Here is a 20,915-nt window from a genome sequence, read left to right as displayed (position 1 = left end):
TTTCTCGGTGACCAAATACACCAAACTGCCATTCGCGGTGAACGTCCGCGACCTCGTGCGGCGACCGGGTGAAATGCAGGAACGCGACATCACCGTCGACGCTCCGGAGACCTGGGGCGCTGGCCTCATTGCCGTCACCCAGGGAACGCCCGTCTACGAACGGGTCCGCCTTGAGTCGGTCCACGAGGGGATCCTCGTTACCGCCGAAGCCGAAACTGTTGCGACCGGAGAGTGCGGAAGATGCCTGATTGACATCTCCCAGAGCGTCCAAGTCGAGTTTCAGGAGCTTTTCGCGTACTCTGGTGAAGAAGCTTCTGACCTAGAGGTTCACAATGACCATGTGGATCTTGAACCTCTGATCAGAGACGCAGTGGTTTTATCACTGCCGTTTCAGCCGGTATGCCGGCCAGATTGCCCCGGACTCGACCCAGAGACCGGCGAGCGACTGGCAGATAACCCGGATAGAAAACCCCAAGAGCACCTGGATCCTCGCTGGTCCGCGCTCGCCGGGTTCTCCCAAGACCCAAGCTCCGACAACTCGGATGCTCCAAGCAAAGAAGAGAGATAAGTCATGGCTGTTCCGAAGCGGAAAATGTCACGAGCCTCCACCCGTGCACGCCGTGCGCAGTGGAAGGCTGAAGCCCCCACCCTGGTGAAGACCGTTGAGAACGGCAAGGTTACATACAGCCTTCCGCACCGCGCCAAGGTCGTCGAAGACTCCGCCGGCACCGCGCTCTTCATGGAATACAAGGGCCGCAAGGTCGCCGACGTTTAGTCAGCGCTTCGCTCGCTGAGACCGAAGGCTGAGAAGTGTCGGTAACAGACAGCACGACAGACCGAGGGTCGCTACTGGCGGCCCTCGGTGTGTCGCTTAACGAAGCGGTGTTGGAGCATGCGCTCACACACCGCTCTTTTGCGTACGAAAACGGCGGCATCCCGCACAACGAACGCCTCGAGTTCCTCGGCGATTCGGTGCTGGGTTTGAGCGTTACCCAAAAGCTGTACCGGGAGAACCCGGATCTGCCAGAGGGTTCCCTCGCCAAAATGCGTGCGAGTGTCGTGTCGACGGCCGCCCTCGCCGAAATCGCGAGGACGATCGGCCTCGGCGCCCACCTGAAGCTCGGGCGGGGCGAAGAGCTCACCGGCGGACGCGATAAGGCGTCCATCCTCGCCGACACCATGGAAGCTCTCATCGGTGCCGTGTACCTGGACCAGGGCCTCGAGACAGCCTCTGCACTCGTGCTGCGACTGGTCGAACCGCTCCTCGAAGATCCCGCACGATTCGGTGCGGCAATGGACCCGAAGACGAGCCTGCAGGAAGTCGCCGCTCGCTTCAACGCTCCGGCTCCCGTCTACGAGATCGAAGCGTCAGGGCCAGACCACAACCGTGTGTTCGTCGCCACGGTGACCGTGGGCTCCCTCGTGACCGCCGTCGGTGAGGGTTCGAGCAAGAAACACGCCGAGATGGCGGCAGCGCTCACCGCATGGACCGAGCTGAGTGCCCGAGCTTCCTGAGGTCGAGGTGGTGCGAGCCGGCCTCGAGCCCGCCGTCACCCGTGCGCTGATCACGAGCGTCGACGTTCTCGACGCGAGGAGCCTCAAACGCCATCCGGCGGCATCCGGGGTCTTCGTGGACCTGCTCGAGGGGCGACGGATCCTCGCTGCAACGCGTCGTGGCAAGTTCCTGTGGTTTCCGCTCGATAACGACACGGCCCTCGTCACCCACCTCGGCATGAGCGGACAGATGCTGCTGCGTTCGCCGGGGACCGACGACCGGCTGACGCGCATCCGCATCGGCATCGAGTCACCAGAGCATGGCGAACTGCTCGTCAATTTCGTCGACCAGCGCATCTTCGGCGGGATGGCTGTCGACACCCTGCTGCGAACGCCGGACGGCCAACCGGGAGGTTTCTCCGGTGCGGTCCCAGGACCCGCACGCGTGCCGAGCCAGGTGGCCCACATAGCGCGGGATCCGCTCGACGAGGCCTTCGACGACGGCGGGTTCCTGGAGCGCCTTGGCCGCAAGGGCACAGGGGTTAAACGCGCACTTCTCGATCAGACCCTGGTCTCCGGCATTGGCAACATCTACGCCGATGAAGCGCTGTGGGCTGCGAAGATCCACTACGAGCAGCCGGCGTCCTCTCTGTCGAAGCGGAGAGCCGGCGTGCTGCTCACCGAGGTGCGTGCCGTGCTCGAGAAGGCCCTGGCCGAGGGCGGGACGAGTTTTGACGCGCAATACGTCAACGTGAACGGGGCGAGCGGGTATTTCGCGCACAGCCTCAATGCCTACGGGCGCCAGGGCCAGCCGTGCCCCCGCTGTGGGACACCGCTTCGGCGGGAGAAGTTCATGAACCGGTCGTCGCACTTCTGCCCGCGCTGCCAGCGTCGACGCTGAGCACCCCGCCTGCAACCGCGACCACCCTCTGGTCGCCCCGCCTGCACCGCGCCGTCCCGGCATCCGTGCGCCGTGGGCTTCAACTGTCGCAAATGCAGGCAAGAGCGCTCCGTAACGTGCATTTGCGACCACCGAACCGCCCACGACTGCGCTACCCCGCCCCGGCATCCGGGTGCCGTTGGGTTCAACTGTCGCAAATGCATGCCATAGCGCTCCGTCGCGTGCGTTTGCGACCACCGAACCGCCGGGGCTCCTCACCGTTGGCTTCAACAAACGAGCCGCTTTGTGGCGCTTTTGCCCCTGCTTCCTGTGTCTGCGCCGCCGACATATGACCTGTGCCCCGACCTGCCGGTTAGGGCGAACGCCCGGCCGCGGGGAAGATGGATGTATGACACTCGCTTTCATTCGCCACGGCCAGACCGACTGGAACTTCGAGAACCGACTCCAGGGTTCCACCGATATTCCCCTCAATGAGACTGGTCGGCAGCAGGCGCGTGACGCGATCGCGACGCTGGATGGAGTGAACTGGGAAGTCATCGTCAGCTCGCCTCTCCGCCGCGCTCGGGAGACCGCGTCGATCATCGCGGAGGGCCTCGGCATCGAACTCGGCCCCGCATACGACGAACTCGTCGAACGGAATTACGGCGAGGCCGAGGGCGCAACCGCCGAGGTCATCGCCGAGCGCTGGCCAGACAGGGACTTCCCCGGCCTCGAATCGCTCGAGTCGGTGGTCGAGCGCGGCACGGCGGCCATCGAGCGCGTGCACGCCGACTACGGCGATCGCAACACACTCATCGTCTGTCACGGCACGATCATCCGGTACACGCTGTCGTCGCTCGCCGGACGCCGGTTCGACCAGATCCGTAACGCGTCTGTCGCGACGTTCGACCGGTTGGGCGAGGGCTGGCGCGTGCTGAGCGTCAACGACGAACCGGTCGCAGAGCTTCCCGTCGGCTGAGCGACGGCCTCGCTGGCCCCGGAGCGACAGTGGACTGGCCCAGACAGGGAGCTCCGGTCACACCACCTTTTTCCACGACGCTTCATACGCCACGGGGACAAAGCCGACGGCTTCGTTCACACTCAGCATCGGACGGTTCTCCTCGGCGTTGAACGTGATGATGGCGGGTGTCGCGGGCGAGACACGCATGAGCTGCTCGAGGTTCGCGAGCTTCAGCAGCATTCCCAGCCGGTGTCCGCGGTGTTCGCGGAGCACGAGCGTGTCCTCCTGGGTGGCCGTCTTGCCGTTCGCTTCGGGGATCGCGATGTCGGTATAGCCGACGAGCCGATTCGTGGCGATATCCAGCGCAGCCGAGGTCAGGTTCATACGCCCTCCGGCCTCGTTGCGATCGTCGAGGTTGGCCACGCGGCCCTCATCCCATTGCTCTTCAGCGAATTCGAGCCCGGCGGCAGGGGCATCCGTCGACATTCTCTGGTGCAGCCGTGCCATGTCGGCGAGCCACTGTTCCGGGCACCGTCCCACCCACTGCACGACCCGGTAGCCCGACGCGTGTGATTCAGCGACACGTCGGTTATCCGCGAGCACCTCCGGATCGATCGGGAGTTCGATTCGTGACACCCGCGCCACCTGCTCGAGGTTGTACCCGTGAGCCTCGGCGAACCGGACGGCGGGTGAGTCCCGGTCGACGGTGCCAAAGCCGGTCGGTGGCACGACGACGTCGTTAGTCTCCGACGGCCGGTGCATGCTGAAGGACTGGAGCACCCGCAGGCCGTTGCTATCGGCAAGAGCCTCGAGCACGCGGAGCAGAGCTGTTCCGATACCTCTCCGGCGAACGTCGCTCTCCACCTCGATTTCGAGAAACGCGGCGGGGGCACCCTCCTCGGGCTGCCACTCATACACTCCGCGTCCGACGAGACGGCCGTTCAGGCGGGCGAGGAAGAGCCGCTTGGGAGCGAAGCTGTCATGCCAGTCCGGAAGGTACTCCTTCGACGTCCGCGTCAGGTCGTCCGTGCCGAGCGCTTCCTCCTCGACCCTGTTGCGGAGGTTCACCATCTCGACGAACGACCGGCCGTCGGGTGAATCGAGGGTGGCGGGAATGGCGAGTTCCTCGATCGACACCTCATCGATCAGCGGGTGCAAAGCCATGTTCCGTCCCTACCTGTCTGGTGCCGGCGTGCCGCGGGCAGCGGATCAGCCTAGCCACGGCCGATCGGGCTGTAAAGGGTGGCTATTTCGCGGGAATGCCCGGGTCTGTCGGGGTTCACGACGGTTCGTTGGGTACGGTAGTGCTGAGAATTCGCGTGGCAGAAGCGCGGAGAGACCGGAGACAGCGTGTATTTGAAGAGCCTCACCCTGAAGGGCTTCAAATCGTTCGCGCAGCCGACGACTTTTGCATTCGAACCCGGCGTGACCTGTGTGGTCGGTCCGAACGGATCCGGGAAGTCCAACGTCGTCGACGCCCTGGCCTGGGTGATGGGCGAACAGGGCGCAAAAACGCTCCGCGGCGGCAAGATGGACGACGTCATTTTCGCTGGCACGTCGACGCGCGGCCCGCTCGGTCGCGCACAGGTCATCCTCACCATCGACAACTCGGACGGTGCCCTCCCGATCGAATACACCGAGGTGACAATCAGTCGCACCCTGTTCAGGAACGGGGGCAGCGAGTACGCGATCAACGGCGACACGTGCAGGCTGCTCGACGTGCAGGAACTCTTGAGCGACTCAGGACTCGGGCGCGAGATGCACGTCATCGTCGGTCAGGGCCAGCTCGATGCGGTACTTCGGGCGAGCCCGGAGGAACGTCGCGGCTTTATCGAGGAAGCCGCAGGCATCCTGAAGCACCGACGCCGCAAGGAGAAGACGCTCCGCAAGCTCGAGGCCATGCAGACCAACCTCACCAGGCTGAGCGACCTGGCGGGGGAGATCCGCAGGCAGCTGAAGCCGCTCGGCCGACAGGCTGAGGTCGCCCGCGAAGCGCAGACCATCGCCTCCATCGTCCGTGATGCCAAGGCGAGGCTGCTCGCCGATGAGGTCGTCACGCTCAGGACCTTGCTCGACGGTTATGGCCGTACCGAGAGCGAGAGGCACACCGAGCGCATCGTGCTGCAGGAGCAGCTCGAGCAGAAACAGCTGCGCATCGCGCGGATCGAGCAGGCCCAGGTCGGCGACGCCGTCGACGCGGCACGGCGCACGAGCTTCGCGCTCGAGTCCGTGCAGGAGCGGCTCCGCAACCTCTTCACCCTCGCCAACCAGCGGCTCGCTCTCCTCGGAGCGCAGTCAGAGACCTTCGACGCATCCTCGAGCGTCACGCGAAGCATGGTCGACGACGCACGGGCCGAGGTCGACGCACTGAAGCAGGCCATCCTCACGGCGGAAGACGCGTGGCGGTCCGCCCAGCAGGCGACCCTCGCCTCCCGCGAACGACTCGATGCCGTCGACATGGAGATCGCCGCCCAGAGTGCCCTCGTCTCCCGGCACGACCTGGAAATCACGAAGCTCAGCGGGCAGGCCGACGCCGCGTCGTCGCGGCTGGCCGCCGTGCGTGGCGAGCGTCTCCGCCAGGAGAACGCGCTCGCCGCCGCGACTGAGCGCAGGGAGGCGGCCGTGCGGCACTTCGCCGAGGTCGAGGAGAGCGCGGCTGACGTGGACGCGGGGGAGAGCGGGCTCGACGAAGCCTACGAACTCGCGCAGGCACGGGTGTTCGAGACCGAGGCCGAGATCGAACGCCTCCGCGAACTGCTCCATGGCCACGAGCGTGAGCGCGACGCGCTCGCCGCACAGACCAGCGCCCTCTCCCGGGCACTCAACATCAAGGACGGCTCAGCCGACCTCATCGCCGCCGGGCTCGACGGCATCCGCGGTGTCGTCGCCGATGCCGTCTCGGTGACGCCCGGATTCGAGGCGGCCATCGCATCGGCGCTCGGGACGCTCGCTGACGGTCTCCTCGCTGACGACAGGGCTGCCGCCGAGCGCGCCATCGCGCACGCGAAGGATCACGACCTCGGTCGGGTCGAAATCGTGATGGCGGATGCCACGGCGCGGCAGGTCGAATGGCCTGCGATCGAGGGCGTGGTTCCCGCGACGAGTGTGGTCACGGCGCCGACCGGTGTGCTCGGCATCCTGACTTTCATCGGAATCGCCGAAGACCTCGACGCAGCACGCCGCGCCGCACCACAACTCGGCAGGCTTGGCGGGCCCGTCACCCTGATCACCCGCACCGGTGACGTGCTCACGGACTTCGTTTTGCGAGGAGGATCGGGCGCCAAGCAGGGCCGCATCGAACTCATCGCCGAGCGCGACGCTGCGGCTGAGCGGCTGACCGAGGTGACCTCGGCACTCGAGGACGTCAGGTTCGAACTCGACGAGCGGCGGACGGCGCTCGCCGGAGCGAAGGAGCTCTCGCGCGCCGCTCTCGGTGCACTGCGCGAGTTCGACGCGCAGCTGGCGGCGCAGGCAGAGAAGCTCAACAGGGCACGGGTCCAGGTCGAGGCGTCGACCGCGGAGAGCGACAGGCTTCAGTCCGCGTTCGCGCAGTCTGCTGGCGCAGTGGCCGAGGCGGAGTCCGCAGCGAACAAGGCTAGGGCCGAACTGGATGCCGCGCGCTCGAGGCCCCGCCCGATCCTGGACGTTTCGGGGCGCGAAGCCCTCCTCGTCGAACTCGAGCAGGCCAGGGAGCGTGAGATCGAGTCCCGGCTGCAACTTGAGACGGCGAGGGAACGCGTCAGGTCAGAGGAACAGCGGGTCAAGAACCTGCTCGCGCAGATGGAATCCGACCGGGTCGCCGCCGAAGCAGCCGCGCGCCGCGCCGTGATCCGCGGGCGCCAGATCGATGCGGCAACCGCCGTCGCGAACATCCTTCCCTCCGTGCTCGATTCCGTTGACGGGTCCGTTGCCGAGGCGAAACTCGTGCTGGCCAGGGCGGAGGAGGAACGCGCGAGCCAGAATGCCGAGCTCACCGGGTTGCGCCGCGAGGAGCAGGGCCTGCGTGAACGGCTCCAGGTGATCACGGAGAACGTGCACGGGCTCGAACTGCAGATCTACGAGAAGAAGCTGCATCTCTCCAGCCTGCTCGAACGGGCCGCTTCGGAGCTGGGCCTGGTCGAGGACGTGCTCGTCGCCGAGTACGGGCCCGATGTGCTTATCCCGACCGACCAGGCCTCAAACGAACCCGACAACGACAACGAGAACGAGAGCGACGGCATCCGTTTCTCCCGCCCCGAACAGCTGAAGCGGCTCGAGAAAGCGGAGCGCAAGCTGGCGCAGCTGGGGCGGGTGAACCCGCTCGCCCTCGAGGAGTTCGCCGCGCTCGAACAGCGACACAAGTTCCTCACCGAGCAGCTCACCGACCTCACCAACACGCGCAAGGACCTGCTGACGATCATCGAGGAACTCGACGACAAGATGCAGGCGATCTTCGCCAGCGCCTTCGACGACACACTCGCCGCATTCGGTGAGGTGTTCCCGGTGCTGTTCCCCGGCGGTACCGGTAGCATTTCGCTGACCAACCCCGACGATCTGCTCACCACGGGCATCGAGGTCACCGTGAAGCCGGCCGGCAAAAAGATCGAACGGCTGTCGCTCCTCTCCGGTGGAGAACGCTCACTGGCCGCCGTCGCCCTGCTCATCGCGATCTTCAAGGCGAGGCCGAGCCCGTTTTACATCATGGACGAGGTCGAGGCGGCGCTCGACGACGCGAACCTCGGCCGCCTGCTCACGATCTTCGAAGACCTTCGGCGATCGAGCCAGCTCATCGTGATCACGCACCAGAAGCGCACGATGGAGATCGCGGATGCCCTCTACGGCGTCTCGATGCGGCAGGACGGAGTGTCGGCGGTCGTGGGTCAGCGGGTGGCGAACGAGGAGAAGGCGAGCTGACGACTCGTTAGTCTTAGTACATGGCACAAACTTCGTCCTGGTCCCTTTCGGGCGCTCTCAAGGGCATGTTCTCCAAGCCCACGATCGACGAGAACACGTGGGAAGACCTCGAGTACGCGCTGCTCACCGCTGACTTCGGCCCGGATGTCACCGAGGCGGTCATCGATGACCTGCACGCCAAGGTCGACAGGTACCGCACCACCGACCCTCGTGACCTGCAGCGGATGCTCCGCGAATCGATCGAAGAGCGTCTTTCGAAATACGACACAACGTTGAAGCTCACCGAGCGGCCCGCCGTCGTGCTCGTCGTCGGCGTCAACGGCGTCGGCAAGACCACGACGATCGGCAAGTTCTCGAAGTTCCTCGGCACGTACGGACGCACTGTCGTCGTCGGAGCGGCTGACACCTTCCGCGCCGCTGCCGTCGAGCAGCTCGCCACCTGGGCTGAGCGCGGGGGAGCGCAGATCGTGCGCCCGCAGCAGCACGGCCAGGACCCGGCATCCGTCGCCTTCCAGACCGTTGACTTCGCCAAGAGGAACGGCATCGAGATCGTCCTCATCGACACGGCCGGACGGCTGCAGACCAAGGGCGGTCTGATGGACGAGCTCTCCAAGATCCGCCGGGTCGTCGAGAAGCAGGCACCGATCTCCGAGGTGCTCCTCGTGCTCGACGCGACGACAGGTCAGAACGGGCTCTCCCAGGCCGAAGCATTCATTGAGCATGCCGGGGTGACCGGCCTCGTCCTCACCAAGCTGGACGGGTCAGCGAAGGGCGGCTTCGTGCTTGCGGTCCAGGAGAAGACCGGCATTCCGATCAAGCTCGTTGGCCAGGGCGAGGGCATCCACGACCTCACCGGCTTCACCCCGCACGTGTTCGCACAGAAACTGGTTGGCTGATATGACAACGGAACACGACTTCTTCGGCGCGCTCGAAAGCGACGCGAACGGTGGAATCTACTGGTCGGAGACCGTCGAGGTCGGCGATCAGCCCGTCGACGTCTCGGTGAGTTCTCCCGGTGACCGGACCGTCACCGTCGAAGGGCTCGACACCGCTGCCGGTTTCGTCAGTTCCCTCGACGGGCTCGACCTGCGTGCCCGTGAGGCCATGCTCAGTGACGTCGACAACCGCAGCTCTGACGTGACGAGCTTCATCGAAGCGACCGTCGAAGAGGTGGGAGAGGACCTGCCCGAGATGCTCGTCGACCGGTCAGGGGACAACGACGTCGACATCATCCGTTCGCTCCAGCTCATCCGCGTCGCGATCCACCCCCACCAGACCGGTGAGGGCGCGCCGTTTGCGTCGTTCGAGTTCGCGTTCGACCCGGACAACTCCGACCTCGCGCTCGTCGTCTCGCTGTCGAACCGGGGCGAGTCGGTCGGCATCGAACTGCTCGAGTAGACACTCACAGCCACAACGTCACCCGGTACCGCCGACGCTCGGTAAACTGGATCTCAAATGGCTACTTTTGGAAACCTCTCAGACCGGCTCTCCGAGACTTTTAAGAACCTCCGCAAGAAGGGTTCGCTGTCGGCATCGGATGTCGACGGTACAGTCCGCGAGATTCGTCGCGCCCTGCTCGACGCCGACGTCGCCCTCGACGTCGTCAAGGAATTCACCGGCAAGGTCCGTGAACGCGCCCTCAGCGATGAGGTCAACAAGGCGCTCAACCCGGCACAGCAGGTCGTTCAGATCGTCAACGACGAGCTCGTCGCCATCCTCGGTGGGCAGCAGCGTCGTCTCGAGTTCGCGAAGAACCCGCCGACGGTCATCATGCTCGCCGGTCTCCAGGGTGCGGGTAAGACCACCCTCGCGGGCAAGCTCGCCAAGTGGCTCGCGAAAGACGGTCACACGCCGCTCCTCGTCGCCGCCGACCTCCAGCGCCCCAACGCGGTAACGCAGCTGACCGTCGTCGCCGAGCAGGCCGGAGTCGCGATCTACGCTCCCGAGCCGGGCAACGGTGTCGGCGACCCGGTGCGGGTCGCGAAGGACTCGATCGCTTACGCCAAAACCAAGCAGTTCGACACGGTCATCGTCGACACCGCCGGACGCCTCGGCGTCGACGCCGAGCTGATGAAGCAGGCATCGAACATCCGCAAGGCCATCGATCCCGACGAAGTACTCTTCGTCATCGACGCCATGATCGGTCAGGATGCCGTCAAGACGGCCCAGGCGTTCCAGGAAGGCGTCGACTTCACCGGCGTGGTTCTGTCGAAGCTTGACGGCGACGCCCGCGGTGGTGCCGCACTGAGCGTGGCATCCGTCACCGGCAGGCCGATCATCTTCGCCTCGACGGGTGAGGGACTCGACGACTTCGAGCCGTTCCACCCCGACCGGATGGCGAGCCGGATCCTCGACCTCGGTGACATCCTCACCCTCATCGAGCAGGCGCAGTCGGCGTTCGATGAAGAAGAAGCCATGGCGATGGCGGAGAAGTTCTCGACCGAGACCTTCACGCTCGACGACTTCCTCAAGCAGATGCAGCAGCTGCGCAACATGGGCTCCATCAAGAAGATGATGGGCATGCTGCCGGGCATGGGCCAGATGAAGCAGCAGCTGGATTCGTTCGACGAGCGCGAGATCGTTCGCACCGAGGCCATCATCCAGTCGATGACCCTCGCCGAACGCCAGAACTCGAAGCTGCTCAACGGCTCGCGCCGCCTGCGCATCGCGCGCGGTTCGGGCTCGACGGTGACCGAGGTCAACGCCCTCGTGAACCGGTTCGAGCAGGCCGCGAAGATGATGAAGACCGTCGCCAAGGGTGGCGTGCCGCAGATCCCGGGCATGGGACCCATCCCCGGTGCGCGCAGCGGCGGCTCGAAGAAGCAGCAGCCCAAGAAAAAGGGTTCGAAGAGCGGTAACCCCGCCAAGCGCGCGACGGAAAATGCGGCTCTCGCGTCGGGCACCAAGCCCGGTGCTGCCCTGACGCCCGGTGGAACCGGGTTCGGACTCGGCGGCGCGACCGGTCAAGGCCAGGCCGCCCCCACTGAGGAAGAACTCGCGACCCTGCAGAAGTTCCTCGGGAACTGACCCCCGGTCACTCCGCGTCTCAGCGAACACACCCGTTCCGGTCGAGAACACACCCGTTACAGCGGATGTTCTCGACCGGAACGGGTGTTCTCGTATCGGGGGCTGCCGGGTCAGAGCTGCGTGTCAGGGGCTGCCGGATCAGTGGCTGACGAAGCCGGCTCTGAGCTCGCCGATCAGTGACTTGACCACGGCGGTGAGGTCGCCCTCGTTCTCTGCCGCGGTCGCCTGCTGGCGGGTGTAGCTGCCGCCGGTGTCGATGATCGACGGGATCGAGGCGAGTTCCTGGGCGCAACCGAGCCGCTCGGCGATCGGCGCGAGAGAACCGACGAGGTCACGGATGTCGTCTGTCACGGACCGTTCCGTGCCGTGCCTGTCGGTGATGATGGTCGCGTCGAGGCCGTAGCGTGCTGATCGCCACTTGTTCTCGCGCACGTACCACGGCGGCAGGGTGGGCAGCTCGTGTCCCTCGTCGAGGAGCGTCGAGAGGTGCTCGACGAGGCAGTGGATGAGGGAAGCGACCGCGGCAAGCTCGGCGTGTGTCGAGGCGCCGTCGCAGAACCTGACCTCGATGGTTCCCCAGTGCGGAGATGGTCGGATGTCCCAGCGCACCTCGGTGTAGTCGTCGATAGTGCCCGTCGCCGTCATGTCCTGGACGTACGCTTCGAATTCGGCCCAGTCCGCGACCTGGTACGGCAGCCCGGCCGTTGGAAGCTGCTGGAACATTAGCGAACGGTTGGACGCGTATCCGGTGTCGATGCCGCCCCAGTACGGGCTCGACGCGCTCAGGGCCTGCAGGTGCGGGAAGAACCTGAGCATGCTGTTGAGGATGGGGATGACCTTGTCGCGGTCTTCAATGCCAACGTGCACATGCATGCCCCAGATGAGCATGTTGCGTCCCCACCACTGGGTGCGCTCGATGAGCTTGTGGTACCTCGCCTTGTTTGCAACAGGCTGGTCGTACCACTGCCCGAACGGGTGTGAACCGCTTCCGATCAGTTCAATGCCGCGGGGATCTGTGACACGACGGACCTCGGTGAGCTGGGCATCGAGATCGGCGACGGCGTCGGAGACCCGGTGGTGAACCGCACTCACAAGCTCGATGGTGTTGAGGAGGAGTTCACCGGTGATCCGGGGGTGCGGCTGGCCTTCGGGGCTCTCGAGGTCCTGGAGCACCTCGTCAGCGGCGGAAACGAGTTCACCTGTGTCGCGGTCGACGAGGGCGAGTTCCCACTCGATCCCGACGGTCGACCGTTCAGATCGCGTGAACTCAATGCCCATACCGTTGTCCGCATCCGCCGCGCGGGAGCGCAGCACCCTTTCATCATTCCACGCGCGGCGGCGCTGTGGATCTAGGCTCTAGGCATGACGACAACTCACGCACAACGACCGGTTCGTATCGGCGTGCAACTGGCACCACAGCACGCCCAATACCGGACCATCCGCGACGCAGTATCCGAACTCGAAGACGCTGGCGTCGACATCCTGTTCAACTGGGACCACTTCTTCCCGCTGTCGGGCGAGCCTGACGGGCTCCACTTCGAGGCGTGGACGATGCTCGGCGCCTGGGCAGAGCAGACGAGCCGTGTCGAATTCGGCACGCTCGTGAACTGCAACAGTTACCGGAACGCTAACCTTCAGGCCGACATGGCCAGGACCCTCGACCACATCTCGGGTGGCCGCTTCATCTTCGGCACCGGCGCCGGCTGGTGCGAGCGCGACTACGACGAGTACGGCTACGAGTTCGGCACCCCTGGCTCACGGATCGCCGCTCTCGCGAACGACCTTCCGGTGATCAGAGAGCGGTGGTCGAAGCTCAACCCGCCACCGGTGCGGAAGATCCCCATCATGATCGGGGGAGGCGGCGTCAAGAAGACACTGCGCATCGTCGCTGAGCACGCCGACATCTGGCACAGCTTCAGCACGCCGGAGGTGCTTGCCGAGAAGCTCGAGGTTCTCCGCGCACACGGAGAAGACGTTGGCCGCGACGTCAGCGAGATCGAGATTTCCACGGAGATACGAGATTCGAGCGAGGAGAACGCCGAGAAGCTTCTCGAACTCGGAACGACGATGTTCACGATCGGACTCAGCGGGCCCGACTACGACATCGCGAAGGTCAAGCGCTGGCTGGACTGGCGCGACCGCATGAACGGCTAGGGACCGGCAACCGAACGTGGTCACACAACGCCGAAATATCTGACAGAATGGTTAGTCGAGTCTGTACTCGCCCGACCCTCTAATCAGGCGCTACAGCATTAGAAGGCTTTCGGACCGAGTGTGCCCCCACGCTCCCGGTGACGAGCACAATCACACAACAAATAATTCAGGAGAATTGTGTCTGTCAAGATTCGTTTGAAGCGCATGGGTAAGATCCGTGCGCCGTACTACCGCATCGTCGTTGCTGACTCGCGCACCAAGCGCGACGGCCGCGTCATCGAGGAAATCGGCAAGTACCACCCCACCGAGAACCCCTCCTTCATCGAGGTCAAGTCTGACCGCGCGCAGTACTGGCTCTCCGTTGGCGCACAGCCGACCGAGCAGGTTGCCGCTCTTCTCAAGCTCACAGGTGACTGGGGCAAGTTCAAGGGTGACAAGGACGCTGTTTCCACCGTCAAGGTGAAGGAGCCCAAGGTTCCCTTCGTCGCAGACGAGAAGAAGAAGCCGGTCCTCAAGCCAAAGGCAGAGAAGCCGGCCGTCAAGGAAGAGGCTCCTGCCGCTGACGAGACCGCTGCAGAAGAAGACAAGGCGTAACAATTGCTCGCACCTGCTCTCGAACACCTCGTCAAGGGGATTGTTGACAATCCGGACGACGTGACCGTCGTAGCGCAGAGCTCACCACGCGGTGAGGTCCTCGAGGTTCGCGTGAACCCCGAGGACCTCGGCCGTGTGATCGGCCGTTCAGGCCGCACGGCAAAGGCACTGCGCACACTGGTTTCAGCCCTCGCCGATGGCCGACGCGTCCGCGTCGACGTCGTCGACACCGATTCCTAAGGTGAGCACCGACAAAATGCCGAAGACCCAACTGCGGGTGGGTCGGCTCACGAAGGCCCACGGGCTCAAGGGAGCCATCAAGCTCGAACTCTTCACCGACGACCCCGGCAGACGATTTGTCCCCGGCGCCGTCTTCACCCTCCAGGTTCCGACAGGATCGCCCTGGCACGGCAAGACGCTCACTCTGAGCGAGCTGCGCTGGTACAACGGCCACGCCGTCGGGTTCTTCGAGGGTGTCACCGATCGCTCCGAGGCGGAAACCCTCGTGAAAGCGATCCTCTGGATCGAACAGGATTCCGCTGAGCCTTCGCAGGAGGAAGACGCGTGGTACGACCACCAGCTGGTCGGGCTCGCTGTCTCGCGTGATGGCCAGACCATTGGCTCCGTTGCCCGGGTCGAGCACTTCCCGGCACAGGACCTTCTCATCGTGAAGACGCCTCAGGGCGAGGTCATGCTTCCGTTCGTGAAGGCGCTCGTTCCCGCTGTGGACATCGCCGCGGGGATCGTCACCATCACGCCACCGCCTGGCCTCTTCGAGGAGTTGCCGGACGAGCCCGATGACGAGACTGACGTGCCGGTCGACGCGGATGCCGCTGACGGTGTTGAGGCTGATGCTGACGTCGCTGAAACCGACGCTGATGAAGCGGATGCCTCTGCCGAGTCCGCTGCGGACGTCGCGGATTCAGGCCACACAGACCGCTAACCCCGGTTTCACGATGCAGGCCGCCGGGCGACCGGCGTCCCCGCCAGCAAGGGCCGCGTCCGGCGTCCGCCCCGTGCCACCTAGGATTTCTCATATGCGTATCGACATCGTCACGATCTTTCCCGAGTTCTTCGATGTGCTCGATATCTCCCTCCTCGGCAAGGCACGGCAGGCCGGAATCATCGACCTCGGCGTGCACAACCTCCGCGATGCCACGACGGACCGCCACCGCACCGTCGACGACACCCCGTACGGCGGCGGTGCAGGGATGGTGATGAAGCCTGAGCCGTGGGGGAAAACCCTCGACGGCATTCTCGCCGCAGACGGTTCGGAGGCCGACCACGAGAAGGGGCCCCTCGTCATCTTCCCCTCGCCGGCCGGTGAGGTCTTCACGCAGTCGATGGCCCGCGAGCTCTCCACCGAGGAACACCTGGTGTTCGGGTGCGGTCGCTATGAGGGCATCGACCAGCGCGTGTTCGATGACACGGCAACCCGGGCGCGGGTTCGGCTCGTCAGCCTCGGCGACTACGTCCTGAACGGGGGAGAGGTCGCCGTGATGGCAATGATCGAAGCAATCGGTCGGCTGATTCCCGGTGTCGTCGGCAACCCGCATTCCCTCGTCGAAGAGTCGCACGAAGACGGACTCCTCGAGGCACCGAGCTACACCAAGCCGGCCTCCTGGCGCGGCCTCGACGTTCCTCCGGTGCTGCTGAGCGGTAATCACGCTGCAATCGCCGCGTGGCGCCGTGAGCAGCAACTCGAACGCACCAGACGGGTGCGTCCGGACCTGCTTCAGCCCTGAGCGATCGGTCCGGCACGCGGGGGGATATTCCCAGCACACGGGCCTAGGCTTGGGCCATGATCGTACGCCGGGTATATCGGACCTGGATGCTCGTCGCATCCGTCGCCCTTCCCATCTGGCCGCTTATCGGCTGGGGCATCTTCGGCGGTGGCGGCTGGGAGTTCGTCGGCCTCGTCATCGCCATGCCGATTCTCTTCCTCGCCCTCGCCGCGGTATCCCTGCTGATCTACGCCCGCCCGACGGTACGCCGCGAGAAAGCCGTGAACTGGTGGGACGTCCTCGTACTCACTCTCTGGCACGTGTTCATCATTGGCTTCGGGTTGTTCGGTGACAACACCACGACATTCGCCGTCCTCGGAGTACTCGCCGGCATCGTCGCGTTCTGGTACTCGGTGTGGGCGTTCTTCAAGGATGCCGCGAAGCGCGCGCGGGAGACCCTCGCCGAGTTCGAGCAAATGGCGACGGCGCCCACCATCGGCCGGGTTCCCCCCGGTGCGACCGGCGTGGCGAGTGAGCAGGTAATCATCGTCAGGGAGAACCCCAGGGACGAGCCGTAGCCCACCCCGCTTTGCGCGTGGCATCCGATTCATGACAGAATAGAACATTGTGCCGCGGCCGGACTCTGCCACAGGGGAGTAAGCGCCTTCGCCCTGACTTTTCAGGGCAAGCGGACACACATCAACTCAACCCCTTATTCGTAGTCGACCTGTGGCGGTTACAGAGAGCGAACTATCATGCACATCCTCGACAGTGTCGATGCAGCATCCCTCAAAAGCGACATCCCTGAATTCCGCGCCGGTGACACGGTCAAGGTTCACGTCAACATCGTTGAGGGCAGCCGTTCTCGAATCCAGGTCTTCCAGGGCATCGTGATCGGTCGCCAGGGCGAAGGCGTCCGCGAGACCTTCGCCGTCCGCAAGGTCAGCTTCGGCGTTGGCGTCGAGCGCAAGTTCCCGGTGCACTCCCCGGTGATCGAGCAGATCGAGGTCATCACCCGCGGTGATGTCCGTCGTGCCAAGCTCTACTTCCTCCGCGAACTGCGCGGCAAGAAGGCGAAGATCAAGGAAAAGCGCTTCAACTAAGGTTTCTGAGAACTCAGCGAAACTTCACCGAGCTCCCCACCGATAAACTGGTGGGGAGCTCGGGCGGTTATATGACAGATATCACAGTGCCAGCGGACGATACGTCCGCCAGGTTGCGACGACGATCGCAGAAGAAAGGCGCGCTCCTCTTCGTGAGGGATGTGCTCGTTATCTTCGTCGTCGCCCTGCTCGTCTCCTTTCTCATCAAGACGTTCCTCGTCCGGTCGTTCTTCATCCCGTCGAGCTCCATGGAGCAAACCCTTCAGATCGACGACCGCATTCTCGTCAACGAGCTGGTGCCTGACCTCATCGACGTCCAGCGCGGCGACGTTGTCGTGTTCCGCGATCCGGGCGGCTGGCTGCCGCCGTCGGTCGAGCCGGAGCAGGCTCCGCTGATCGCCGCGGCCGACTGGGTGCTCTCGGCGATCGGGCTGTCGGCCTCTGACAGCGACGACCACCTCATTAAACGCGTCATCGGCCTTCCCGGTGACCATGTTGTCTGCTGCAACGCCCTCGGGCAGATGACCGTCAACGGCGTTCCGCTGAACGAGCCATACGTCACGCTTCCCGCCGGGGTCGCCACCGTGTCGAAGGACGCCTTCGACGTCACGGTTCCCGACAACTCGCTCTGGGTGATGGGCGATAACCGGTACAACTCGAAGGACTCGCGGTACAACCGCGAACAGCCCGGCAACGGGTTCGTCCCCATCGATAATGTTGTCGGCCGCGCCTTCGTCATCAGCTGGCCGAGTTCGCACTGGGGCTGGCTCGACAACCATCCGTCGGTCTTTGCCGGAATCCGGGACCCGGAAGGGTCATGATGGCGGTCTGCGACCCGACCGACCTCGTCGAGCGGGAATTCTTCTCGGCCGGTTCCCGGTTCGTGATCGGGTGTGACGAAGTCGGCCGCGGCGCTGTCGCAGGTCCTGTCGCCGTCGGTATGGCTGTCGTCGCCGAGACCTGCGGCGCCCACCCCGAGGGGCTGCGCGATTCCAAACTGCTCAGCCAGAAGCGGCGCGAGGAACTCGAACCGCTGCTCAGGAAGTGGGTGCTGTTCGGCGCCGTCGGAATCGCCGACGCGCGGGAGGTCGACGACCTCGGCATCGTCCACTGCCTCGGCCTCGCCGGCAAGCGGGCACTTCAGTTGCTTCACTCACAGGGCGCAGACGTCTCCTCGAGCGTGATCCTCCTCGACGGGAACCATGACTGGCTGAGCCCGGTGCTGTCGACGCCGCTCGACGTCCGGACCCGGATCAAGGCCGACCGGGATTGCGTGTCGGTCGCAGCGGCATCCGTCCTCGCAAAAGTGCACCGTGACGCGATGATGATCGCCGAGGATGCTGTGCTTCCCGGCTACGGCTGGAGCGGCAATAAGGGCTACGGAAGCGGCGAACACCTCGACGCCATCCGCACGCTCGGTACGACCGAATTCCACAGGAAGAGCTGGCTGGTTTCCTACGCGTAGGATGGACTCACCATGGAAGAAGACGAGTTCGAGGACTACGACCGCGAGGTCGAGCTGGCCCTGTATCGCGAGTATCGCGACGTTGTGTCGCAGTTCAAGTACGTGATCGAGACGGAGCGCCGGTTCTATCTGGCGAATGACGTCGACCTCGTTCGCCGCGACACCGAGCACGACTTCTACTTCGAGATCACCATGACCGACGTGTGGGTCTGGGACGTCTACCGGTCCGACCGTTTCGTGAAGAGCGTGCGGGTGCTGACGTTCAAGGATGTCAACATCGAGGAACTCTCCACCCGCGACTTCGAGCTTCCGAAGGAACTCGCGCTCGACGAGTAGGGCGCCCGGCTCCCGAGGCCTCGATTGCGTCGCTTTCGCGTGCGACTATTGTCTCCATGGCGGAGACTGATGCCGGAACGGGGCGAGGCACTGGCCACCGCCTGATCCGGATGTCGGGTCGGGACCCCGCCGAGCCACACCGCGGTGCGACTCCACTCGAGCTGCTCTTCGACCTCACGTTCGTCGTGGCGATCAGCCAGGCCAGCTCCCAACTGGCGCATCTGCTGGCAGAAGGCCACACGGCGTCCGCTGTTCTCGCGTTCTCCTTCAGCATGTTTGCAATCTGCTGGGCGTGGATCAACTTCACCTGGTTCGCATCGGCATACGACACCGACGACTGGTTCTTCCGGGTAACGACAATGGTGCAGATGATCGGCGTTCTCGTGCTGGCGCTCGGCCTGCCCGCCGTCTTCGAGTCGGTCGACCATGGCGAGTACCTCGACAACCGGGTCGTGGTCGCCGGGTACGTCGTCATGCGCATCGCGATGGTTGCCCAGTGGCTGCGGGCCGCGCGGAGCGACCCGCCGAGGCGCAGGGTGGCGCTCACGTACGTCGGATTCATCGCCGTCGCCCAGATCGGCTGGACCGTACTTGCCGTGATCGACGTGCCGCTCCTGGCGTTCTGCGTCTTCGCCGTCATGCTGTACCTCACCGAGCTCGCGGGCCCACTCACCGCCGAGAAGCGGTTCGGGAACACCGGATGGCACCCGCACCACATCGCCGAGCGTTACGGACTGCTCACGATCATTGCGCTCGGCGAAGTCATTCTCGGTTCGGTCGCGTCGGTGGCGGCCGTTGTCGAGAAGCACGGCTGGAGCGCCGAGGCGGTGTTACTCGTCGTGGCAGGTATCGGCCTTGCCTTCGGGCTCTGGTGGATGTACTTCATGCTTCCGGCCGGGCGGCTGCTCGAGCGACACCGGAGGCGGAGCTGGGTGTGGGGATACGGGCACATCGTTCTCTTCGCGTCGATTGCCGCGACCGGTGCAGGGCTCCACGTCGCCGCTTACGTCGTTGAGGATGCTGCGCACATCGCGGTGAGCGGGGCGGTCCTGGCCGTGGCGGTTCCCGTTGCGGTTTTCCTGGTCGCGCTCTTCATCCTGCACAGTCTTTTGCTGGGTGAAACCGCCCGATTCCAGGTTGCGGCCCTTGCCTGTTCCCTCGTCCTGCTCGCGTGCGCCGTTGCGCTCGCGGGTGCTGGCACGCCGCTCGGCCCCTGCCTGCTGGTGGCGATGGCAGCGCCAGCAGTAGTCGTGGGCACGTTCGAGGTGGCGGGACACCGAGGGCAGGAGCGCATTCTCGCCCGGGCCCTCGGGGAACAACTGCGGCCCGGTTCAGGACCTACTTGAGCAGCCGCGAGAGCACCCGGTCGGCGAGCACCTTCCCGCCGGTCTGGCAGGTCGGGCAGTACTGGAACGTCGAGTCGGCGAAGATCACCTGCCGCACCATGTCACCACACACCGGGCAGGGCTCGCCGGTGCGGCCGTGCACCTGCAGGCCGGCCTTCTTCTCTTTCTTCAATTCGGATGCCGCGAGGCCGTCAGCGCGCTCGATCGCGCTCCGCAGCGTGAACTGCATCGCGTCGTAGAGGCGCGCCACTTCCTCATCGTCGAGGGTTGCCGGCTTGAACGGAGACATCCTGGCGGTGTGGAGGATCTCGTCCGAGTAGGCATTGCCGATGCCGGCGATCACCGACTGGTTACGCAGCACGCCCTTGAGCTGCGCTCGCCCCGCCGAACGGAGGATGGCTGCGAGGGCGTCGACGGTGAAGCTTTCGTCGAGCGGGTCCGGGCCGAGCCGCGCGATCCCGGGGACATCCGCCGGGTCACGAACCACCGAGAGCGACAGGCTCTTCTTCGAGCCGGCTTCGGTGATATCGATGCCTGACCCGTCATCGAGGACGAGCCGCGCTGCGAGTGCAGTTTTTCCGCCCCGCGCCGACCGCTCAGGCGCGTTGTCGCGCCAGCGGATCCAGCCGGCCCTCGCGAGGTGGATAACGATGTGCAGGTCGTCCGCCGCAATGTCGAGGAACTTGCCGTGGCGGGAGACACCATCGATGGTTGTGCCCGCGAGCGCTGTGACGGGCGGGTCGTAGGTTTTGAGCGCGGCGAACGCGACGACCTCGAGCCGTTCGATGACGCGGCCGGTGAGGCGGGCGCCGAGGTCGGCGGTGAGCGCGTGTACTTCGGGGAGTTCTGGCACGACCCCAGTCTGACCCGCGCCGCGGTCATCAGTCCAGCGGCGTGGCTGCCGCCCCGGCCTTCAGTTGTCACAGAGTGCGGTTATC

23 protein-coding genes are annotated in these 20,915 nt (G+C 64.9%); 20 read left to right on the top strand and 3 right to left on the bottom strand.

What is annotated here, in order from left to right; translation table 11 throughout:
• Positions 1-7: 7 nt before the first annotated feature.
• The 5 genes from AC1C2N_RS12650 to AC1C2N_RS12630 all read left to right on the top strand — a co-directional run bounded on the left by AC1C2N_RS12650 (position 8) and on the right by AC1C2N_RS12630 (position 3,353).
• Positions 8-568: a YceD family protein gene (locus AC1C2N_RS12650; RefSeq protein ID WP_483404444.1), complete on the top strand. Its 561-nt coding sequence runs from the start codon at positions 8-10 to the stop codon at positions 566-568.
• Positions 569-571: 3 nt separating this feature from the next.
• Entirely contained in the window at positions 572-775 is a 204-nt protein-coding gene (gene rpmF / locus AC1C2N_RS12645) for a 50S ribosomal protein L32 (protein WP_108391343.1), read from the top strand.
• A gap of 74 nt (positions 776-849) precedes the next feature.
• Positions 850-1,515 (top strand): ribonuclease III, encoded by a 666-nt coding sequence (gene rnc / locus AC1C2N_RS12640; RefSeq protein ID WP_483404971.1) that lies wholly within the window; start codon positions 850-852, stop codon positions 1,513-1,515.
• Positions 1,499-2,395 carry a bifunctional DNA-formamidopyrimidine glycosylase/DNA-(apurinic or apyrimidinic site) lyase gene (gene mutM / locus AC1C2N_RS12635; protein ID WP_483404443.1) on the top strand — a complete coding sequence of 299 codons (897 nt, stop codon included), beginning with the start codon at positions 1,499-1,501 and terminating at the stop codon, positions 2,393-2,395. The genes rnc and mutM overlap by 17 nt, the downstream gene beginning before the upstream one ends.
• Positions 2,396-2,783: 388 nt before the next feature.
• Complete coding sequence (locus AC1C2N_RS12630; RefSeq protein ID WP_495434162.1) at positions 2,784-3,353, top strand: histidine phosphatase family protein; 570 nt, start codon at positions 2,784-2,786, stop codon at positions 3,351-3,353.
• Positions 3,354-3,410: 57 nt separating this feature from the next.
• Here the strand turns inward: AC1C2N_RS12630 and AC1C2N_RS12625 are convergent, their stop codons facing one another.
• Positions 3,411-4,499 carry a GNAT family N-acetyltransferase gene (locus AC1C2N_RS12625; protein ID WP_495434161.1) on the bottom strand — a complete coding sequence of 363 codons (1,089 nt, stop codon included), beginning with the start codon at positions 4,497-4,499 and terminating at the stop codon, positions 3,411-3,413.
• A 186-nt stretch (positions 4,500-4,685) separates the two neighbouring features.
• On the opposite strand from AC1C2N_RS12625, the gene smc reads away from it, so the two are divergent.
• The 4 genes from smc to ffh are packed head-to-tail and all read left to right on the top strand — an operon-like array spanning position 4,686 to position 11,255.
• Positions 4,686-8,228, top strand: a complete 3,543-nt coding sequence (gene smc / locus AC1C2N_RS12620; RefSeq protein WP_495434160.1) for a chromosome segregation protein SMC — start codon at positions 4,686-4,688, stop codon at positions 8,226-8,228.
• A 20-nt stretch (positions 8,229-8,248) separates the two neighbouring features.
• Positions 8,249-9,124 (top strand): signal recognition particle-docking protein FtsY, encoded by an 876-nt coding sequence (ftsY, locus tag AC1C2N_RS12615; protein WP_483404439.1) that lies wholly within the window; start codon positions 8,249-8,251, stop codon positions 9,122-9,124.
• Between the two features lies 1 nt (position 9,125).
• Positions 9,126-9,626, top strand: coding sequence for a DUF2004 domain-containing protein (locus tag AC1C2N_RS12610; protein WP_483404438.1), 501 nt, complete (start codon positions 9,126-9,128; stop codon positions 9,624-9,626).
• A gap of 57 nt (positions 9,627-9,683) precedes the next feature.
• The gene (ffh, locus tag AC1C2N_RS12605) at positions 9,684-11,255 is read left to right on the top strand and encodes a signal recognition particle protein (RefSeq protein ID WP_483404437.1); all 1,572 of its coding nucleotides are present in this window, start codon (positions 9,684-9,686) and stop codon (positions 11,253-11,255) included.
• Positions 11,256-11,393: 138 nt separating this feature from the next.
• Here ffh and AC1C2N_RS12600 read toward each other — a convergent pair whose 3' ends face one another.
• Positions 11,394-12,533, bottom strand: a complete 1,140-nt coding sequence (locus tag AC1C2N_RS12600; protein ID WP_483404970.1) for a glutamate--cysteine ligase — start codon at positions 12,531-12,533, stop codon at positions 11,394-11,396.
• Positions 12,534-12,617: 84 nt separating this feature from the next.
• Here AC1C2N_RS12600 and AC1C2N_RS12595 point away from each other — a divergent pair, with 84 nt between their 5' ends.
• The 11 genes from AC1C2N_RS12595 (at position 12,618) to AC1C2N_RS12545 (ending at position 19,977) form a co-directional block, all read left to right on the top strand.
• On the top strand, positions 12,618-13,409 hold the full coding sequence (locus AC1C2N_RS12595; RefSeq protein WP_483404436.1) for an LLM class F420-dependent oxidoreductase: 792 nt from the start codon (positions 12,618-12,620) through the stop codon (positions 13,407-13,409).
• Positions 13,410-13,586: 177 nt separating this feature from the next.
• Positions 13,587-14,003, top strand: coding sequence for a 30S ribosomal protein S16 (gene rpsP / locus AC1C2N_RS12590; protein WP_108391333.1), 417 nt, complete (start codon positions 13,587-13,589; stop codon positions 14,001-14,003).
• Positions 14,004-14,006: 3 nt separating this feature from the next.
• Complete coding sequence (locus AC1C2N_RS12585) at positions 14,007-14,243, top strand: RNA-binding protein (protein WP_090709355.1); 237 nt, start codon at positions 14,007-14,009, stop codon at positions 14,241-14,243.
• A 16-nt stretch (positions 14,244-14,259) separates the two neighbouring features.
• Positions 14,260-14,946, top strand: coding sequence for a ribosome maturation factor RimM (gene rimM, locus AC1C2N_RS12580; RefSeq protein WP_483404435.1), 687 nt, complete (start codon positions 14,260-14,262; stop codon positions 14,944-14,946).
• Between the two features lie 94 nt (positions 14,947-15,040).
• The gene (gene trmD, locus AC1C2N_RS12575; RefSeq protein ID WP_483404434.1) at positions 15,041-15,748 is read left to right on the top strand and encodes a tRNA (guanosine(37)-N1)-methyltransferase TrmD; all 708 of its coding nucleotides are present in this window, start codon (positions 15,041-15,043) and stop codon (positions 15,746-15,748) included.
• Positions 15,749-15,804: 56 nt separating this feature from the next.
• The gene (locus tag AC1C2N_RS12570; RefSeq protein ID WP_483404433.1) at positions 15,805-16,305 is read left to right on the top strand and encodes a hypothetical protein; all 501 of its coding nucleotides are present in this window, start codon (positions 15,805-15,807) and stop codon (positions 16,303-16,305) included.
• 177 nt (positions 16,306-16,482) lie between these two features.
• On the top strand, positions 16,483-16,830 hold the full coding sequence (gene rplS, locus AC1C2N_RS12565) for a 50S ribosomal protein L19 (RefSeq protein WP_483404432.1): 348 nt from the start codon (positions 16,483-16,485) through the stop codon (positions 16,828-16,830).
• A 71-nt stretch (positions 16,831-16,901) separates the two neighbouring features.
• Positions 16,902-17,651: a signal peptidase I gene (gene lepB / locus AC1C2N_RS12560; RefSeq protein WP_483404431.1), complete on the top strand. Its 750-nt coding sequence runs from the start codon at positions 16,902-16,904 to the stop codon at positions 17,649-17,651.
• Positions 17,651-18,295, top strand: coding sequence for a ribonuclease HII (rnhB, locus tag AC1C2N_RS12555; RefSeq protein ID WP_495434229.1), 645 nt, complete (start codon positions 17,651-17,653; stop codon positions 18,293-18,295). The genes lepB and rnhB overlap by 1 nt, the downstream gene beginning before the upstream one ends.
• 12 nt (positions 18,296-18,307) lie before the next feature.
• Positions 18,308-18,631 carry a DUF2469 domain-containing protein gene (locus AC1C2N_RS12550; RefSeq protein WP_108391321.1) on the top strand — a complete coding sequence of 108 codons (324 nt, stop codon included), beginning with the start codon at positions 18,308-18,310 and terminating at the stop codon, positions 18,629-18,631.
• A 56-nt stretch (positions 18,632-18,687) separates the two neighbouring features.
• Positions 18,688-19,977 (top strand): low temperature requirement protein A, encoded by a 1,290-nt coding sequence (locus tag AC1C2N_RS12545; RefSeq protein WP_495434159.1) that lies wholly within the window; start codon positions 18,688-18,690, stop codon positions 19,975-19,977.
• Here AC1C2N_RS12545 and AC1C2N_RS12540 read toward each other — a convergent pair.
• Positions 19,970-20,830, bottom strand: coding sequence for an Fpg/Nei family DNA glycosylase (locus AC1C2N_RS12540; protein ID WP_495434158.1), 861 nt, complete (start codon positions 20,828-20,830; stop codon positions 19,970-19,972). The two genes, AC1C2N_RS12545 and AC1C2N_RS12540, sit on opposite strands and share 8 nt — an antisense overlap.
• Positions 20,831-20,915 lie beyond the last annotated feature (85 nt).

The organism is Mycetocola sp. Y791 (assembly GCF_059445325.1).
The sequence above is the reverse complement of the archived record's forward strand: the minus strand, read 5'-3'. Positions and strand labels throughout refer to the sequence as shown.

Bases quoted from the DNA above. Each gene is read 5' to 3' on its own strand.
- rpmF (WP_108391343.1), top strand. From the start codon at position 572: ATGGCTGTTCCGAAGCGGAAAATGTCACGAGCCTCCACCCGTGCACGC.
- AC1C2N_RS12630 (WP_495434162.1), top strand. From the start codon at position 2,784: ATGACACTCGCTTTCATTCGCCACGGCCAGACCGACTGGAACTTCGAG.
- AC1C2N_RS12625 (WP_495434161.1), bottom strand. From the start codon at position 4,499: ATGGCTTTGCACCCGCTGATCGATGAGGTGTCGATCGAGGAACTCGCC.
- ftsY (WP_483404439.1), top strand. From the start codon at position 8,249: ATGGCACAAACTTCGTCCTGGTCCCTTTCGGGCGCTCTCAAGGGCATG.
- AC1C2N_RS12610 (WP_483404438.1), top strand. From the start codon at position 9,126: ATGACAACGGAACACGACTTCTTCGGCGCGCTCGAAAGCGACGCGAAC.
- ffh (WP_483404437.1), top strand. From the start codon at position 9,684: ATGGCTACTTTTGGAAACCTCTCAGACCGGCTCTCCGAGACTTTTAAG.
- AC1C2N_RS12600 (WP_483404970.1), bottom strand. From the start codon at position 12,533: ATGGGCATTGAGTTCACGCGATCTGAACGGTCGACCGTCGGGATCGAG.
- AC1C2N_RS12595 (WP_483404436.1), top strand. From the start codon at position 12,618: ATGACGACAACTCACGCACAACGACCGGTTCGTATCGGCGTGCAACTG.
- rimM (WP_483404435.1), top strand. From the start codon at position 14,260: ATGCCGAAGACCCAACTGCGGGTGGGTCGGCTCACGAAGGCCCACGGG.
- trmD (WP_483404434.1), top strand. From the start codon at position 15,041: ATGCGTATCGACATCGTCACGATCTTTCCCGAGTTCTTCGATGTGCTC.
- AC1C2N_RS12570 (WP_483404433.1), top strand. From the start codon at position 15,805: ATGATCGTACGCCGGGTATATCGGACCTGGATGCTCGTCGCATCCGTC.
- rplS (WP_483404432.1), top strand. From the start codon at position 16,483: ATGCACATCCTCGACAGTGTCGATGCAGCATCCCTCAAAAGCGACATC.
- lepB (WP_483404431.1), top strand. From the start codon at position 16,902: ATGACAGATATCACAGTGCCAGCGGACGATACGTCCGCCAGGTTGCGA.
- rnhB (WP_495434229.1), top strand. From the start codon at position 17,651: ATGGCGGTCTGCGACCCGACCGACCTCGTCGAGCGGGAATTCTTCTCG.
- AC1C2N_RS12550 (WP_108391321.1), top strand. From the start codon at position 18,308: ATGGAAGAAGACGAGTTCGAGGACTACGACCGCGAGGTCGAGCTGGCC.
- AC1C2N_RS12545 (WP_495434159.1), top strand. From the start codon at position 18,688: ATGGCGGAGACTGATGCCGGAACGGGGCGAGGCACTGGCCACCGCCTG.